The organism is Amycolatopsis thermalba (assembly GCF_023376025.1).
Taxonomy (GTDB): Bacteria; Actinomycetota; Actinomycetes; order Mycobacteriales; family Pseudonocardiaceae; genus Amycolatopsis_E; species Amycolatopsis_E thermalba.
On record NZ_CP091196.1, the window covers coordinates 5,098,933 to 5,115,055 of the forward strand.

General features: G+C 72.1%; 17 protein-coding genes. 6 read left to right on the forward strand and 11 right to left on the reverse strand.

The window, feature by feature from the left end:
* Nucleotides 1–38: 38 nt before the first annotated feature.
* Nucleotides 39–329 carry a hypothetical protein gene (locus L1857_RS24740; protein ID WP_094008580.1) on the forward strand — a complete coding sequence of 97 codons (291 nt, stop codon included), beginning with the start codon at nt 39–41 and terminating at the stop codon, nt 327–329.
* On the opposite strand, the gene L1857_RS24745 is transcribed toward L1857_RS24740, so the two are convergent.
* From L1857_RS24745 to L1857_RS24760, 4 genes are all read right to left on the reverse strand, one after another.
* On the reverse strand, nt 323–1,573 hold the full coding sequence (locus tag L1857_RS24745) for a pentapeptide repeat-containing protein (protein ID WP_116112073.1): 1,251 nt from the start codon (nt 1,571–1,573) through the stop codon (nt 323–325). The genes L1857_RS24740 and L1857_RS24745 overlap by 7 nt on opposite strands.
* Nucleotides 1,574–1,640: 67 nt before the next feature.
* The gene (locus tag L1857_RS24750; RefSeq protein ID WP_116112163.1) at nt 1,641–2,156 is read right to left on the reverse strand and encodes a hypothetical protein; all 516 of its coding nucleotides are present in this window, start codon (nt 2,154–2,156) and stop codon (nt 1,641–1,643) included.
* A 59-nt stretch (nt 2,157–2,215) separates the two neighbouring features.
* The gene (locus tag L1857_RS24755) at nt 2,216–3,073 is read right to left on the reverse strand and encodes a DMT family transporter (RefSeq protein WP_116112161.1); all 858 of its coding nucleotides are present in this window, start codon (nt 3,071–3,073) and stop codon (nt 2,216–2,218) included.
* A gap of 78 nt (nt 3,074–3,151) precedes the next feature.
* Nucleotides 3,152–3,889 (reverse strand): polyprenol monophosphomannose synthase, encoded by a 738-nt coding sequence (locus L1857_RS24760; protein ID WP_116112075.1) that lies wholly within the window; start codon nt 3,887–3,889, stop codon nt 3,152–3,154.
* A gap of 173 nt (nt 3,890–4,062) precedes the next feature.
* Here L1857_RS24760 and L1857_RS24765 point away from each other — a divergent pair, with 173 nt between their 5' ends.
* Complete coding sequence (locus L1857_RS24765) at nt 4,063–4,854, forward strand: hypothetical protein (protein WP_249466425.1); 792 nt, start codon at nt 4,063–4,065, stop codon at nt 4,852–4,854.
* Between the two features lie 88 nt (nt 4,855–4,942).
* Here the strand turns inward: L1857_RS24765 and L1857_RS24770 are convergent, their stop codons facing one another.
* The 4 genes from L1857_RS24770 to L1857_RS24785 form a co-directional block, all read right to left on the reverse strand.
* Nucleotides 4,943–5,746: a methyltransferase domain-containing protein gene (locus L1857_RS24770; RefSeq protein WP_249466429.1), complete on the reverse strand. Its 804-nt coding sequence runs from the start codon at nt 5,744–5,746 to the stop codon at nt 4,943–4,945.
* 11 nt (nt 5,747–5,757) lie between these two features.
* Nucleotides 5,758–6,870, reverse strand: coding sequence for a cytochrome P450 (locus L1857_RS24775; protein WP_116112082.1), 1,113 nt, complete (start codon nt 6,868–6,870; stop codon nt 5,758–5,760).
* 52 nt (nt 6,871–6,922) lie between these two features.
* On the reverse strand, nt 6,923–7,426 hold the full coding sequence (locus L1857_RS24780) for a DUF4396 domain-containing protein (RefSeq protein ID WP_094008574.1): 504 nt from the start codon (nt 7,424–7,426) through the stop codon (nt 6,923–6,925).
* A gap of 74 nt (nt 7,427–7,500) precedes the next feature.
* Nucleotides 7,501–8,724, reverse strand: a complete 1,224-nt coding sequence (locus L1857_RS24785; protein WP_094008573.1) for an MFS transporter — start codon at nt 8,722–8,724, stop codon at nt 7,501–7,503.
* Between the two features lie 80 nt (nt 8,725–8,804).
* Between L1857_RS24785 and L1857_RS24790 the strand changes: the two genes are divergently transcribed.
* A complete protein-coding gene (locus L1857_RS24790; RefSeq protein ID WP_094008572.1) occupies nt 8,805–9,356 on the forward strand; it encodes a TetR/AcrR family transcriptional regulator in 552 nt (183 codons plus the stop codon).
* A gap of 41 nt (nt 9,357–9,397) precedes the next feature.
* On the forward strand, nt 9,398–10,027 hold the full coding sequence (locus tag L1857_RS24795) for a TetR/AcrR family transcriptional regulator (protein WP_116112087.1): 630 nt from the start codon (nt 9,398–9,400) through the stop codon (nt 10,025–10,027).
* A gap of 736 nt (nt 10,028–10,763) precedes the next feature.
* Here L1857_RS24795 and L1857_RS24800 read toward each other — a convergent pair.
* A complete protein-coding gene (locus L1857_RS24800) occupies nt 10,764–11,288 on the reverse strand; it encodes a TetR/AcrR family transcriptional regulator (protein ID WP_094008570.1) in 525 nt (174 codons plus the stop codon).
* Between the two features lie 139 nt (nt 11,289–11,427).
* Between L1857_RS24800 and L1857_RS24805 the strand changes: the two genes are divergently transcribed.
* On the forward strand, nt 11,428–12,270 hold the full coding sequence (locus L1857_RS24805; RefSeq protein WP_116112089.1) for an SDR family oxidoreductase: 843 nt from the start codon (nt 11,428–11,430) through the stop codon (nt 12,268–12,270).
* On the opposite strand, the gene ilvA is transcribed toward L1857_RS24805, so the two are convergent.
* Nucleotides 12,254–13,471, reverse strand: coding sequence for a threonine ammonia-lyase IlvA (gene ilvA / locus L1857_RS24810; RefSeq protein WP_233157513.1), 1,218 nt, complete (start codon nt 13,469–13,471; stop codon nt 12,254–12,256). The two genes, L1857_RS24805 and ilvA, sit on opposite strands and share 17 nt — an antisense overlap.
* Nucleotides 13,472–13,636: 165 nt before the next feature.
* Here ilvA and L1857_RS24815 point away from each other — a divergent pair, with 165 nt between their 5' ends.
* Nucleotides 13,637–14,110 (forward strand): universal stress protein, encoded by a 474-nt coding sequence (locus L1857_RS24815; protein WP_116112165.1) that lies wholly within the window; start codon nt 13,637–13,639, stop codon nt 14,108–14,110.
* 733 nt (nt 14,111–14,843) lie between these two features.
* Here L1857_RS24815 and L1857_RS24820 read toward each other — a convergent pair.
* Nucleotides 14,844–15,890, reverse strand: coding sequence for a phosphotransferase family protein (locus L1857_RS24820; protein WP_116112091.1), 1,047 nt, complete (start codon nt 15,888–15,890; stop codon nt 14,844–14,846).
* Between the last annotated feature and the right edge of the window lie 233 nt (nt 15,891–16,123).

Consider the following 16,123-nt stretch of genomic DNA (forward strand, 5'->3'; position numbering starts at 1 on the left):
GGAATTCCTACCGTCGGCAGCGAGGAGAAGGAGGAGTCATGGCCACCTTGCACATCGAACACTCGATTGTGGATTTCCCGCTGTGGCGGGCGGCGTTCGGCCGGTTCGCCGAGGCGCGCCGCCGGGCGGGCGTGCGGGCGCACCACGTGTCCCGCCCCGCCGGCGATCCGCACTACGTGGTGGTGGACCTGGAGTTCGGATCGGTGCCCGAGGCGGAGGCGTTCCGGACCTTCCTGGCACACGAGGTCTGGTCGACGCGCGAGAAGTCACCCGCGCTGGCCGGCAGCCCGCGAACGCTGATCCTGGAACCGGCGGATGAGGATCACTGATCAAAGAGGACGTCGTCACCCTGCAACTGCGGCGGCTGATAGGCGACGCCGTCGAGGGTCGCACCGCTGAAGCGGATGTCGCCGGTGAAGACGGCCAGGTCGAACGTGGTGTAGCTGCTGAAGGCGACCCGGCTGAACCACGCGTCACCAGCGAAGGTGGCCCGGTCGAAATAGGCGTCGCGGCTGAACTCCACTCCGGGCAGCCACGCGTCCGTGAAGCTCGCCCGCCGGAAGCTGGCGTTCCCGGTGAACGTGGCACCGCTGAAAACCACATTTCCGGACAAGGTCGCGTCGTCGAAACGGGCCTCCCCCAGGAACGTCGTGTCGCGAAACGCCGTCGCTCCGACGAAGGTGGCTTCGTCGAAGCGCGCATCACCGGCGAACTCGGCCCGGTCGAAGCGTGCGTTGCCGTTGAAGGTCGCCTCCACGAACCAGGCGTCCCCGCTGAAGGTGGCGTCGCCGAAATGCGTGTCACCGACGAAGCTCACCCCGAGCATCAACGTCCGGCCGGCGAATTCGGCACCCACGAACCGGCCGTTGTTGATCTGACAGCCGCGGAGGGTGAAATCGATCAGCAGGGCACCACTGAGATCGAGATCGATGTCCGGCCAGAACCGGTGGCCGGCACCGCTGAGCGGGTCCAAGTGGTCGGTCAGGATCCGCTGCGCGGTGAGGCGTACTTCTCGTTCCTGCAGCTGTACCCAGTACCTCTCGCGGGCGGCTGACTCGGCCGGCTCCGGCAGCGCGTAGGGCATGCGCAGATAGGCCGTGATGACGTCCACGATTCTCTGCCGCTGGGCCGGGTTGTCCTGAGCCAGCCTGTCGAGCGCGTGGAGGCCGGCGAGACGAACCGGCGCCTTCTCGGATCCGAGCTGCTCGACCGCCTTGAGGTAGAGGTCGGTGATCCGCCGTTCGGCCGCGTCGTGCCGCGCATCCTCGTTCGCTTGCTCGCGAAGCGCGAGATCGTGGCGCTTGGTCGCGAGGTCGTGCTCCGCGGTCTGTTGTTTGCGTGCCGCGAGCAGCAGTGCCACAGCGCCACCCGCACCCAGAACGATGGTCCCGACGGTACGAATGCCGTCGAGACGCGCCTTGTCCGCGTCGGTGCCGTGCCCGTAGAGCCGGAGCAGGAGCCAGCAAGCGACTGCTGCTGACACCACCAATATCGCCGCACACAAAGCGATGGTCCGGTTGGACAGGACCTTGTCACCGACGCGTTCCCGGCGAGCTGACGGCGGCGGGTTCATACCTCCAGAATGGCAGCGCGTCCGAACCAGCGGAGGCAAAACCAACTGACAGGAGCAGCGACATCACTCAGCGCAACGACGTGGCGCGCCGTTCGAGGGAACCGGCCCGGCGGACCCGCCCGCCCGGCTTGTAGACCGACAACAGCACCGCCGCCAGCAGGCACGCCGGTGACACGATCGGCGGGAACACCAGGTCCGGCGGCACCCCGGGAATCCCCGCGAGCAGCGATTGGCCGTACACCGCGGCCTCGCCGACCGCCGGGCGCAGCAGGATCAGCCCCAGCACCGTCAGCACCACGTTGAGCACCAGCTTGATCGCCACCCACCAGTACCGGACCACCCCGTACCGGCTGCCCAGCCCCAGCATCACCCCGCTGCCCAGGCACACCAGCCCGGCCACCAGCACCGGCCACACCGCGAACAGCCGCAGCGCCTGGTAGCACACCGCGGCCAGCGACGGATCGTCCGTCAGCATCGCGGTGAACACGAGCACCGCCAGCACCACGTCGATCCCGATCCACGCGCCGGCGGACACGATGTGCACCGCCAGCCACGCCTTCCGTCCCCGGGCTTTGAGTCTCATGCCGCCCACTGTCGCGAACCGCGCGGTCCGGGACATCCGGCGCGGAGCGCGAACTTCGCCTACGCCGCCACGCGTACGCGCCGCGGCTTCACGCGCGTCAGGCCCACCCCGGCCAGCACCACCACCATCCCGGCCACGACCCGCACCGTCACCGGCTCGCCCAGCACCACCGCCCCGAGCGCGACCGACACGACCGGCAGCAGGTACCCGACGACCGCCGCGCCGGTCGGGCCCTCGTCCTCGATGAGCCGGTAGTTGAGGTAGAAGGTGAACCCGGTGCCGAACACGCCGAGCAGCACGACCGCGAGCACGGCGAGGCCGTCGAACCCGGGACGGCCGCCGTCCACCGGCAGCGCCAGCGCCGCCAGCCCGGACGCGGCTCCCAGCTGCGCCGCCGACGTCGCGATCGGCGCGCCGGTGCCGGCCAGTTTCCGCGCCATGTAGGCGAACGCGATCGCGTAGCTCGCCGCGGCCGCCACCAGCGCCAGCGCGCCCCAGCCGAACAACCCGGACCGCTCCCAGGGCGCGAAGATCAGCAGCACCCCGGCGAACCCGAGCAGCAGCCCGCCGAGCCGCGCCGGATGCGTCCCGCGTTCGGTGCCCAGCACCAGCCCGATGAGCAGTGACCACAGTGGAGTGGTCGCGTTGAGCACACCCGCGATGCCGGAGTCGACCGTCTGCTCACCGATGCTGAACAACGCGAACGGCACCGCGTTGCAGAAGAACGCGGCCACGGCCAGCCGCCCCCACATCGCCCGCCCGCGCGGCATCCGCTGCCCGGCGATCCGCGCCAGGACGAACAGCACCGCGGCGCCCAGGACGCTGCGCAGCACCGCGATCTCGATCGGCGTGAACCCGCGCAACGCGAGCTTGATCCACAGGAACGCCGAACCCCACAGCAGGGCGAGCACACCCATCCGCACCCACGTCTTGATCACACCACCAGCGTGCGACCGAGGAAGCGGAAGAACAAGTGAAAGATTTTGACGTTTCGTTTAGCTCAGCTTACGGCCGAACAGCAGCTTCCACGGCATCAGCGCGGACTCCAGCTGCACCGCGAGGCTCATCTTCGACACGCCGTCGGCGCGCTCCTCGAACCGGATCGGGATCTCCGCGATGCGCAGCCCCTGCTTCACGGTGCGGTAGTTCATCTCGACCTGGAACGCGTACCCGTTGCTGCGGATCGTGGCGATGTCGATGCGCCGCAACGTCTCCGCGCGCCACGCCTTGAACCCGGCGGTCGCGTCCTTGACCCGCAGCCGCAGGATGGCGTTGACGTAGAAGTTCGCCCACGCCGACAGCGCCTTGCGGTGCCAGCCCCACTCCCCGGCGAGCGAACCGCCTGCCACGTAACGGGATCCGAGCACGACGGCGGCGTCCGACGTGGCCAGCTTCTCGATCATCCGTGGGACCGCCTCGACCGGGTGGGACAGGTCGGCGTCCATCTGGATGACGATGTCCGCGCCCTCCTCCAGCGCCCGGGTGATGCCGGCGACGTAGGCGCGGCCGAGACCGTCCTTTTCGGTCCGGTGCAGCACGCCGATGCGGTCCGGGTCCTCGGCCGCCAGCTTGTCGGCCACGTCGCCGGTGCCGTCCGGCGAGTTGTCGTCCACCACGAGCACGTGCAGGCCGGGCAGCCCGAGGCCGGTGAGCTGGCCGACGAGGTTGGGCAGGTTGTCCCGCTCGTTGTAGGTCGGGACGACGACCGTGACCTTCGGGGAGCTCTCTCCCATGATCAAATCCTTCGTGCGCGGGTGGAGGTTCGGCACCGAACGGTATCGCACCCGGTTTCGCACCTCTTCCGGGTAACGCCGACGCCGTTTTCCGAGGTCGTCAGCGGGTACGACGAACCAGGAGCGTCCTCGCGCGTCTGAACTGGCGGGAGGTCCGGCGAGGGAGGGGGAGCATGCGCAGCGGTCGTGGGGCGCTCCTGGCCCTGTTCCTCGCCGTCGTGGTGGTCGGCGGGATCGTCACGTGGATCGTGCTGGCGGGGCGGCCGGCGCCCCGGCCGGGGTGCACGGCGACCGCGGCGGACGGCTCGTCCGTGGACCTGACCGTCGAGCAGGCACGCAACGCGGCCACGATCGCCGCCGTCGGGAAGCGCCTGGACCTGCCCGACCACGCCGTGACGGTGGCCCTGGCCACGGCGATCCAGGAGTCGCGGCTGCGGAACCTGCCCGGGGGCGACCGCGACTCGGCGGGGCTGTTCCAGCAGCGGCCGAGCCAGGGGTGGGGCAGCTACGCGGAGGTGACCGACCCGGTCTACGCGGCGACGGCGTTCTACGAGCGGCTGCGGGAGGTGCCGGACTGGGCGGACCTGCCGCTGACCCGGGCGGCGCAGCTGGTGCAACGGTCGGCGCTGCCGGAGGCCTACGCGCAGTGGGAGACGGAAGCCGCGACGATGGCGGCGGCGCTGACCGGGGCCCGGCCGGCCGCGCTGACCTGCGCGAACATCTCACCGGGCGCGCCGGAGGCGGACATCGTGCCGGTCGCCAGGGCCGAGCTGGGCACCGCGGTGCTCAGCGGCCCGCACCCGGCGGCCGAGGGGTGGGCCTTCGCGAGCTGGCTGGTCGCGAACGCGACGCGGTTCGGTCTGGACGGCGTCACCTTCGACGGCGTGACCTGGACGGCGGACTCGGGCGCCTGGACGGCCACCGGTCCCCGGGACGGCGTGCTCAGCCTGCACCGCGTCCCGTGACCACGATCGCCCGAGGGCCGACGACGCCGCCTACCTGGTCGGCGACCGGCCGAGGTCGTCCTGGAGTCCTCGCCGGCTGGCGGGAGGTTCAGGCGCGCTGGGCGAGCACCCCGAACATCGTCACCGAGAGGTGGAAGTCCCCGCGCGCGGCGCCGTCGGCGACCTCGGCGAGCAGCCGCTCCCCCTGCTCGCGGGTGACCGCGCCGTTGCCGACGGCGTGCTGGACCATCATCGGCAGCAGCGTGTCCCGCACCGATTCGTGGTCGGAGATCAGGGCCTGCGAGCCGCGGTCGAGGATCGTCAGGCCGGCCGCGGTCAGCCAGCCCGCGAGCTTGCGGCCCGCGGCCGGTTCGGCGGTCTGCGAGAGCATCCCGGCCAGCACGCCCCGCGCGGTTTCCGGGTCGCCGGGGTGCAGGATCCCGGTCGCCCAGTCGGTGTCGATCAGCACCACGCGACCGCCCGGCCGCAGGACGCGGACGATCTCGGTGACGGCGGCCGCGGGCTCGGTCAGGTGCTGGAAGACGCGTTCGCACAGGACGGCGTCGAAACTCGCGCCGGCGAAGGGCAGGGAGCAGACATCGCCGGGCACGAACCGCGCGGAGGATCCGGCCGCCCGCTCCCGGGCCAGCGCGAGCATGGCCTCGTTGGGGTCGAGGCCGATCGCCTCGCCGCCGGGCCCGGCCGCGGCCGCGAGCACCTGCACCTCGGACCCGGTGCCGCAGCCGATCTCCAGTGCCCGCTCCCCCGGCCGGACGGCCAGCGCTTCGTGCGCCCAGGCCCGCAACCGCCGCACGCCCGGGGTCGCGGCCTGCACGTCGAGGACCTCGGCCTGGCGCGCGACCACGGCCGGGTCGATCCGGTCGGCCCGGAAGGAGATGTCGGTGTCCGCCACGAGCGCGAATGCTAGTCCGGCGCGGAGGTCGTCACGACCAGATTCCGCAGTTCGTAGCTGTCGATCTCGGCTTTCCTGGTGACCCGCGGCGGGGTCGCCATGCGCAGGCCGGGCAGGGCGAACAGGCGGCTGAGGAAGACGTCGGTCTCCAGGATCGCGATGTGCGCGCCCGGGCACTTGTGCGCGCCGTCGCCGAAGGACAGGCCGGGCGGCTCGCACGGCTCGAGGTTGGCCGCGTCGATCCGCAGCTCGACCAGCTCACCGGCGGGGATCGTGTCGCCGTCGAGCCGGAGCGGCTCGGTGGTACGCCGTTTCAGCCCGCCGATGACGGGTTCGGTGCGCAGGATCTCGTGCAGCAGGGCGATCCGCTCGTCCTCGCCCGCGGCTCGGTAGCGCGTGCGCAGGTCGTCGTCGGTGAACAGGTGCCAGGCCGCGACGGAGACGAATTCGCGGGTGGTGACCATGCCGGCGGCGGCGAAGGTCAGGCACTCGCCGAGGATCTCGCCCGCCGTGCAGCCCTCGTCCAGCAGGTGCGAGATGAGGTCGTCCCGGCGGTCCCGGCGCCGGGCGCGGACGGCGGGGCGGACGTCGGCGAGGTAGACGGCCAGCCAGTTGCGCATCTGCCGGAAGAACCAGTGGATCCCGGTCAGGCTGGTGAACCCGGGGCGGCCGAACTTCTCCGGGAAGAAGCGGTCCAGCCGCCGCTGGATGCCCGGCCTGCTCTCGGTGAGGCCGATGACCTCGGCGGCGACGCCGATCGCGAGGCCGAAGGCCAGGTCCGGCAGGTCGGCCCGCCCGGTGCGGGTGAGCCGCGCCAGTTGCTCGCCGGCGACGCGGACCATGATGTCGCGGTAGTGCTCGCTGACGCGCCGGGGCGTGAAGAACCGGGCGGTCTGGCGGCGGTGCTCGCGGTGTTCCGGGCCGTCGCGGTAGAGGACCGGGCGGCGGAACCGGGCCGGCAGCTTCTCGACGGTTTCGATGCCGAGCCCGGCCTGCACTGTGCCGCCGCTGCGCAGCACCGTGCGGGCCTGCTCGTAGCCCGTCACCCGCCAGGTCCCGTCCGGGCCGCGCCGCACGGGGCAGCCGTCCCCGGCCGGGCCGCGGTCGATCTTCCGCCCGCCCACGGGATCCAGCCAACACGACCGGACGGGCGGCCGACAGGGCCGCCCGGCGCAGTCAGTGGTGGTACTGGTGGACGACCGCGTGCCCCTTGCCGCGCCCGATCATCCACTTGTTCACCGGCCAGGTCAGCACGAACGCCACGGCCAGCGCGAACGCCAGCGCGCCCCAGAACAGCCAGCTGGCCAGGCCGGCGTCCATCGCGCCCGGCACGGCGACCATGATGCCGTTGTCCACGATCTCCATCACCGTGATGGAGATCGTGTCGGCGGCCAGCGCGACCTTCAGCGCCGCGCGGAAGGGCACACCCGCCTTCAGCACCCCGCGCATGGTGAGCGCGTAGCCGAACACGAACGCCAGCGCGACGGCCAGGGCGATCGTGGCGACGCCGTGCAGCCCGAGCGCGGTGCCGATGACCATGCCGAGCACCTCGCCGATGGCGCAGCCGGTGAGGCAGTGCAGGGTGGCCTGCGCGGCGGCGGCCCAGGTGGTGGGCGGCCGGTGCCCGGTGTGCGCCCCGTGCCCGGCGTGGGCGGCGTGCTCGTGCGTCGAGTGGTCCATCTCGTGCTCCTCCGTTTAATACCCCTAGGGGGTATGACTGGAGTGAAGATAGCCCTCTTGTCCGGATTGCGCAATCACCTTCGCGCGGCACGCACCGACTGGGCGATCACGGCGATCACGGCCAGCCCGGCGACGGCGAACCCGTAGACGATCGCGGTGGACCGCAACCCGGCCGATGTCGCCGCGAAGCCGGCGATCACCGCGGGAACGCTGAACGCGAGGTAGGCGATGACGTAGACCACGGCGAAGAGTTCCCCGCGTTCGCCGGGGGCGGCCAGCCGGGCCAGCGTGCCGAAGCTGGCCAGCGCCGACGCCCCGAACCCGACCCCGGACACGAGCGTCCCGGCCACCGCGAGCGTGACCGTGTCCGTCAGCACGCCGGCCAGGCTGGCGCCCAGCCCGGCCGCCAGCAGCACGGCGCCGGCCTGCAGCACCATGCCGACCGGTGCGGTGCGCAGCGCCAGCGAGGTCAGGGCGCCCGTGCCGCACAGCAGGGTCACGACGAGCCCGCCGACGAGGTGGTTGGTGAGCCCGAACAGCCCGGCCGCCACCGACGGCCCGAGCGAGAGGTAGAGGCCGCCGAGGGCCCAGCTGGAGAGCAGGATCGGGAGCAGCGCGAACAGGTCCGGCCGCAGGCGCGCCGGGACGCCGAGCCGCGGGGTGAGCGAGGCCAGCGCGCCCGGACGGCGGGCCGAGGTCTCCGGCAGGCCGGCGGTCAGCAGCAGCGCGACGACCATTCCGGCGAGCAGGAGCGCGTAGACCAGGTGGGTCGGGGCGGGCGCGAACTGGACGAGGGCGCCGCAGCCCAGTGCGCCGAGGGCGAGCCCGCTGGTTGGGGCGACGCTGCTGATCACGCCCGCGCGGCCGGGGGCGTGCGGCGGGTTCAGGTCGACGAGTGTCGCGCCGAGCACGGACATCGCGGCGCCGGTCGCGACACCCTGCACGACGCGTGCCGCGAACAGCGCGGAGACGTCACCGGCGACCAGGAACAGCACGAGCGAGACGGCTTCGCCCACGATGGCCGCGGCCAGCACCGGCCGCCGTCCGATGTGGTCCGACAGGGCGCCGACGACCAGCAGGGAGACGATCAGCCCCAGGACGTACACCGCGAAGACCGCGGTGAGCGTCATCGACGAGAAGCCCCATTCCTGCTGGTAGACGACGTAGAGCGGGGACGGGACACTGGAGGCCGCCATGAACAGCACGAAGATGACCGCGACCGCCGTGAACGCCACCGGGTGGGACAACCGGGCTCTCGGGCGGACCGCCACGGGGGCGACGGCGGGACAACTCGACATCAGCACTCCTCGGAAAAGCAAAGATCGATGCGTTAGGACGACCATAGCGCAAACGCAACGATCGATGCGATAATTTCTTCATGCCAGCCACCATCAGCACGACGCGCCCCGGCGGCCGGTCCGCGCGGGTGCGTGCCGCCGTGCACCGCGCCGTCGTGGAGTTCCTGGCCGAGAACCCGGCGGAGGCGCTGACCCTGCCACTGATCGCGAGCCGCGCGGGTGTCCACCCGACCACCCTGTACCGGCGGTGGGGGTCGGTCGCGGAGCTGATGGCGGACGTCGCGAGCAGCCGCTTCAGCGGCGACATCGTGGTGCCCGACACCGGTTCGCTGCGCGAGGACCTGCGGCGATGGGCGGCGGACGTGGCGACCGACCTGGCCGACCCGGACGTCCTGGCGCTCATGCGGGCCACGATCGGCTCCGGCCCCGGAGGTGGCTGCGCGTGCACGGCGGACCGGCACGCCCAGCTGACGGCGATCCTCGACCGGGAGCGTTCGCGCGGCGGGACGGCGCCGGAGACGCTGCACGCCGCGGACGTCCTGCTCGGCCCGCTGTACTACCGGGCGATCTTCGTCGGCCAGCCTGCCGATCCCGGCTGGACGGCGGAGCTGGTGGACACGCTGCTCAAGTAATCCGCTTGCGCGTCGTTACTCGCGCGAGTAACTTTTTACTCATGCAGGTAATCAGTGACGTGCAGCCGGACCTGGGCCTGAGCCCGGCTGAGGAGGCGCGCCGGTCGCAGATCATTGCGGCGACGCTCGCGACGATGGCGGAGCTGGGGTATCGCCGGACGTCGTTCGCGCGCATCAAGGAGCGCGCCGGGTTGAGCAGCACGCGGCTGATCGGCTACCACTTCGGCACGAAGGCGGGGCTGATCCAGGCGGTGGTGACGACGGCGCTGAGCATCCGGGACCGGTATCTGGAGGAGCGGGCCGGCGACACGACCGATCGGGCCACGATGCTGCGCGCGGTGATCGAAACGGAGGTCACGTTCGTCCGCGACCACCCCGAGTGCGTCCGCGTGCTGCGCGAGGTGGCCGCGAACGCCGACGACCCGGACGGCTGGCCGGTCGCGGGCCCCATGTTGAGCGGTTTCCGAACCGCCCGCATCGAGCGGCTGCTGACGCAGGGCCAGAGGGAAGGCGCCTTCGGCGAGTTCTCCCCGGAGGTCGCGGCCCGCACGATCGCGCAGAGCATCGACGGAGCGATCCAGGCCTACACCGAGAACCCGTCCCTGGACCTCGAAGCCTACGGACGCCAGCTCGCGGACTTCTTCGAGCAGGCCGTGGCAGCGAAGGGCTGAGCCTGTTCTCTCCCGGTCCCCCGCTTCGCCAAGCGGGGGACCGGGACCGCCCCGGCGACCACCAGCGAGCACCCCCGCGGGTCGGCGACCGCTCACCGGCAGGCCATTCCCCACTGACGCCCAGCCCGACCAAACCCCGGCCGAGAAGCGCGACCCCCGAGGAGCACCGCACCACAGCCACCGGCCCGGCCTCCGTCATGGCGACGACGCGACCACACCGCTCCCCGCGCAAACCGGCGCGCCGGCCCACGCCCTCGAAGCGACGCTCGCTGACCCACCGACCCCGGCCCGCTCCACCACCGACCACACGGCCTATTACCGGCCGCCTAGCGCATCCGCCTTCCACCAGGACTCAGCCGCATCCGGCGCACTACGCGCTCGCCTGCCGCATCCAGCCCACCATCGAGTGACCATCCGCATCCGGCCCACTACCGAGTCACCACCCGCGCCCGGCCTACCACAGAGTCACTACTCGCGTCCGGCGCGCCACCGGGTTCGCCATCGGGTCACCCCTCGCATCCGGCCCGCCACCGAGCTACCAGCCGTGCCCAGCCCGCCACCGAGTCACCGCCCGCGCCCGGCCCGCCACCGAGTCACCGCCCGCGTCCAGCCCGCCACCGAGTCACCGCCCGCATCCGGCCCGCCACCGAGTCACCGCCCGCACCGCCCGCATCCGGCCCGCCACCGAGTCACCGCCCGCGCCCGGCCCGCCGCCGGCGCGGAAACCTCGGCGCAGTCAGGGCCGCAACCCGGACAGCGCCGTCTCCACCACCCGGTCCGCGAACTCCTCCGTGAGCGGCCCGCGCTGCATCCAGCGCACCGTCACCGGCCCCCAGATCACGTCCACCGCCATGTCCAGGTCCACATCGGACAGCTGTCCCACTTCCACCGCCTTCCGCAGCCGCTCCTTCTTCAGCTCCCGCACAGGCTCGTCGAGCCGTTCCGCGTACATCCGCGCCAGCTCTGGGTCGTGCATGATCTCCGAACTCAGCGCACGCATCGGCAGGTCGTAACGCGCGTCGCGCAACTCCTTGACCGTCGCGCGCAACACGGCCTTCAGGTCCGCCTCCAGATCCCCGGTATCGGGCAGTCCGCCACCGTCCCCTTCGGACAGCATCAGGAACGCGTCCAGAAGCACCGCCCCCTTCGACGGCCACCAGCGGTAGATCGTCTGCTTCCCGACCCCGGCCCGCGCGGCAATCCCCTCGATGCTGAGCTTCGCGTATCCCACCTCCCCCGCCAACTCGAACGCCGCGGTCAAAATCGCGCGACGCGAGTTCTCGTTCCGACGACTCGAATCCGGCACGTCCCGACTCTACCACAAGATGAGACGAGACGGTCCGTCTTGACAGCCTCGAAACGAGACGCTACGGTTCGTCTCACAACGAGAGGAGCACACCATGACCACCGACCCCACGTCCCGCGTCTGGTTCATCACCGGAGCGAGCCGAGGCCTCGGCCGCGCGTTCACCGAAGCCGCCCTCGCCCGTGGCGACCGGGTCGTCGCGGCCGCCCGCACCATCACCACCGAAGAGACCAGCCAGTTGCTGCCCATCCAGCTCGACGTCACCCGGCGCGAGGACGTGTTCAAGGCCGTCGAGCAGGCCGTGGAGCACTTCGGCCGCCTCGACGTGGTGGTCAACAACGCGGGCACGCTGTCGATGGGCATGGTCGAGGAGTTCACCGAGGAGCAGGCCCGCGCCGCGATGGAGACGAACTTCTTCGGCGCCCTGTGGGTGAGCCAGGCCGTCCTGCCGGTGCTGCGGCGGCAGCGGTCCGGCCGCATCCTGCAGATCTCCAGCATCGCCGCGCTCGGCGGGTTCCCGATGACCGGCCTCTACAGCGCGAGCAAGTTCGCCCTGGAGGGCATGAGCGAGGCACTGGCCCGGGAAGCGGCCCCGTTCGGCGTCCAGGTGAGCATCGTCCAGCCGGGTGGTTACTGGACCGACCTCTACACCGCCCCCGCCAGGGCGAGCCCGATCGACGACTACGGGCCCCTGAGACAGCAGCTCGAACGACTGTGGTCCGAAGAGTCGGTCGACAGCGACCCGGCGCTGGCCGCCGAGGCAGTGCTGAAACTCGCCGACAGCGAGGACCCGCCGTTGCGCCTGCTGCTCGGCAGCATGGTCTACGACCTGGCGCACGACCTCACGCGTCAGCGCCTGGACGGCTGGTCGGACTGGGAGGAGGTGAGCCGCGCGGCCGAGCAGGCGATCCCGATGCCGGTCAAACGAGGAACGTGAACAGGGGGCTGTCGGGCGAGACGCGTTCGATGCGGTGCGGGCCGGCCATCATCCGCTTCATCATCGGTTCGAGGTTCTCCGGCGACCCGAGTTCGATGCCGACCAGCGCCGGGCCGGTCTCGCGGTTGTTGCGCTTGACGTACTCGAAGAGCGTGATGTCGTCGTCGGGTCCGAGCACGTCGTCGAGGAACCTGCGCAGCGCGCCGGGTTCCTGCGGGAACTCGACGAGGAAGTAGTGCTTGCGTCCCTCGAAGATCAGCGCCCGCTCGACGATCTCGGCGTAGCGGCTGACGTCGTTGTTGCCGCCGGAGACGATGCACAGCACCGTCGACCCCGGCTCCAGTCCGAGGTCCAGCCCGAGCGCGGCCGGGGAGAGCGCGCCCGCGGGCTCGGCGATGATGCCGTCGGACTGGTAGAGGTCGAGCATCTCGACGCAGATCTTGCCCTCGGGCACGGCGATCATGTCGGGACGGCGGTCGGCGGCGAGGGCGTAGGTGTGCTCACCGACGAGCCGCACCGCGGCGCCGTCGACGAACGGGTCGATGGCCTCCATGGCGACCGGGCCACCGTGCTCGAGGGCGAGCGCCATGCTGGCCGCGCCCTGCGGTTCGGCGCCGATGACGCGCACCTCGGGCTGGGTCTCGCGCAGCCAGGCGAGCGTTCCGGCGAGCAGGCCACCGCCGCCGACCGGCACGACGACGACGTCGGGCGCCTTGCCCAGCTGCTCGATGGCCTCCTTGACCACGGTGCCCTGCCCGGCGATCGTGCGCGGGTCGTCGAAGGCGGGGATCATCGTCGTGCCCGTGCTCGCGGCGTAGGCCTGCGCGGCGGCGGCCGCGTCGTCGTAGGTGTCGCCGTGCACCACGATCTGGACGTGCTCACCACCCAGGCGGGCGACGCGGTCCCGCTTCTGCCGGGGCGTGGTGCGCGGCAGGTAGACGCGGGCGAGGACGCCGAGCGCGGCTGAGGCGAACGCCACACCCTGGCCGTGGTTGCCGGCGCTCGCGCACACGACGCCCCGGGCACGTTCCTCGGGGGAGAGCTGGCTCACCAGGTTGTAGGCGCCACGCCCCTTGTAGGACCGGACGGCGGACAGGTCCTCGCGCTTGAGCCAGACGTCCACGCCGTGCTGCAGCGAAAGCCGTTCGTTGCGGTGCAGTGGCGTCGGCTGGATGACGCCGGCGAACCGGGCGGCCGCCATCGCCACGTCGGCTGCCCGCACCGCGTCGGGCCCGTTACCCACGACTTGGTTCCTCCTGTCGGCGTAGACGTCATTCGTACCAAAGTCGTGCCGGGCGCCCGCACCCGGAGCGGCCGGTGCCAGATAATGCGAGCCGTGGGTGCGGAGCGGGCCAGGGGGCAGTTGGTGGAGGAGTACGGCCCGGCGTGGTCGCCGGGACCGTTCGAACGGGGCACCGACGGTCCCCACATCGTTCTCGCGGGCGTCGACGGCTCCCCCACCGCGCTGCGGGCAGGTGCCTACGCGGCCGGGCTCGCCCGGCGACAGCGGTCGCGGCTGGTGCTGGTCTACGTGCTGGCGCCGCCGGCGTGGACGGGCATGGCGACCGGCTACCTCGCGGCCGCCCAGGAGCAGGCCTACGAGGCGACGATCGACGAGATGCGCAGGCCGATCCGCGACCTGGCCGACGAGGCGAACATGCCGATCACGTTCATCGTCCGCCGGGGCGACGCCTTCACCGAGCTGCGGCGCGCGGCCGTCGAGCTGCATGCCGACCTCGTGGTGGTGGGCGCGTCGGAGAGCCGGGGCCACCGCATCGTCGGATCGGTGGCGAACCGCCTCGTGCGGTCCGGTCTCTGGCCGGTGACGGTCGTGCCCTGACCGGTGCCGGCCGCGCAACCTCGCCGGTGCCCGCTCGGCCGAGCTCACCACCGGCGGGCCTGCTCCGGCAGGCCCGATTTCTCAGTGAGAGGCAGGGCATCGAGGGTGGCTGTGGATCGGGTTGTGCGGGCGCGGCGCCAGATCGCGGGACAAGGCCCGTGGCGATTCAGGACGATCGGGGCGCAAGTCCACCGCCGCCGAGGGCAGCCAGCCCCCGGCGCCGGGCACCGCCGCTCAATCCGGCGCAACCGGAGCAGCGCGAGCCCGAGCAGGAGCAGCGCGAGCCCGAGCAGCTCAGCGTCGCCAGCTCCAGCCGGCCGCCGAGACCGCGCGGCCTCTGTCATGCAGCCAGCCGCAACCAGACCCAGCCGAGCAAGCCCGTACGGGGTAACCGATGCCAGTGCCAGGCATTGCCTCTCCCCCAGCGCAATGACACCCACGCACACCCCAACGGGTCCGGCGGGACCACCTCCAGTCGGCCGCCGCTGCCGCACAGCCCGCAACCAGCACCCACGCCCTGCCCGGCAAGCCCCTGCGGGGCAGTCAATGCCGGTGCCGCCCATCGCCCCCCACCGCAACCACACCAACGCGCACCCCGCAGGCCACGCACCACCGCCTTCAGCCGGGCACCGCTACCGCGCGGCCCGGGTCAAGCCGCCGATCCCGCGACCCGGGGTCAAGCCGCCGATCCCGCGCGGCCCGGGGTCACGCCGCCGATGGCGCGCGGCCCGAGTCACGCGCGGGCGATTCGGTCCAGTGCTTGCTCGAACAGACTGACCGTGGCCGCGTGGAGGCGGTCGCCGGTGGAGCGGGGTGCCTTGCCCGCGCAGGCCCGCGCGTGGGTGCCCTCCAGCACGATGCCCAGTTTGAAGCACGCCAGCACCGCGTACCAGGCGATCGCGGACGTGTCGCGCCCCGAGTGGTCGGCGTAGCGGGCCACGATCTCCTCTTCGGTGGCGAGGTCGCCGGCCGTGGCGAGGCCGGTCCAGCCGAGCATCGGGCGGGTGCCCGGCCAGGTGGCCAGCAACCAGCCGAGGTCGAGGAGCGGGTCGCCGATCGTGCTCATCTCCCAGTCGACGATCGCCGCCACCGCGGCGTCCTCGCGGGAGAACAGCACGTTCGCCAGGTGGTAGTCGCCGTGCAGGATGCCTGGTGTCCACTGCCGCGGCACGTGGGACGCGAGCCACTCCGCCACCGCCGGCACGCCCGGGATGTCCGGTCCCGGGTAGCCCTCGTGGCCGGCGTAGGAGTCCAGCTCCGCGAGCCACCTCGGCACCTGGCGCTCGAGGAACCCGTGCGGCCGCCCGAAATCCGCGAGCCCCACCTCCTCGTGGCCGACCGACCCGAGCGCCGCCAGCGCGTCGGCCATCGCCAGGCCCATCTCGTGCCGCAACGCGGGCCGGGTCGCGTGCGGCTCCGGCAGTTCGAGGGTCGCGTTGAAACCGTCGACCGGCTCCATGAGGTAGAAGACCGCGCCCGGCAGGACCGTCTCGTCCGGGCAGGCCGCGATCAGCTCCGGATGCGGCACCGCGGTGCCCGACAACGCGGCGAGCACCCGCATCTCGCGGCGCAGCACGTCGTTGCTGCGCGCCCGCCGGTGGCGTGGCCCGCTGCGCAGCACGTAGGCCCGGCCGCCGCAGCGGAAGGAGAACATCAGGTTCTGCGTGCCGCCGGCGATGGGCGCCAGATCCTCGACGGGGCCGCCCGGCAACCCCTGACGGTCCATCCATGCGCCGAGGGCCCGCAGCTCCCCCGGCGACAGGACGTCGGTCTCCGGCATCGGGCCCCTCCTTCGCTTCGGGATGCAACATGGCAGACGGACTGGGGACAGCGGAAGCCCAGCGCGCCGACCAGCGCGCCACGGGATGCCACCGGTGCCCGCCACCGCACGCCGCCCGCGCTCGCCACCGCACGCCGCCCGCGCTCGCCACCGCACGCCGCCCGCGCTCGACACCGCACGCCGCCCGCGCTCGACACCGCACGCCGCCCGCGCTCGCCACCGCACGCCGCCCG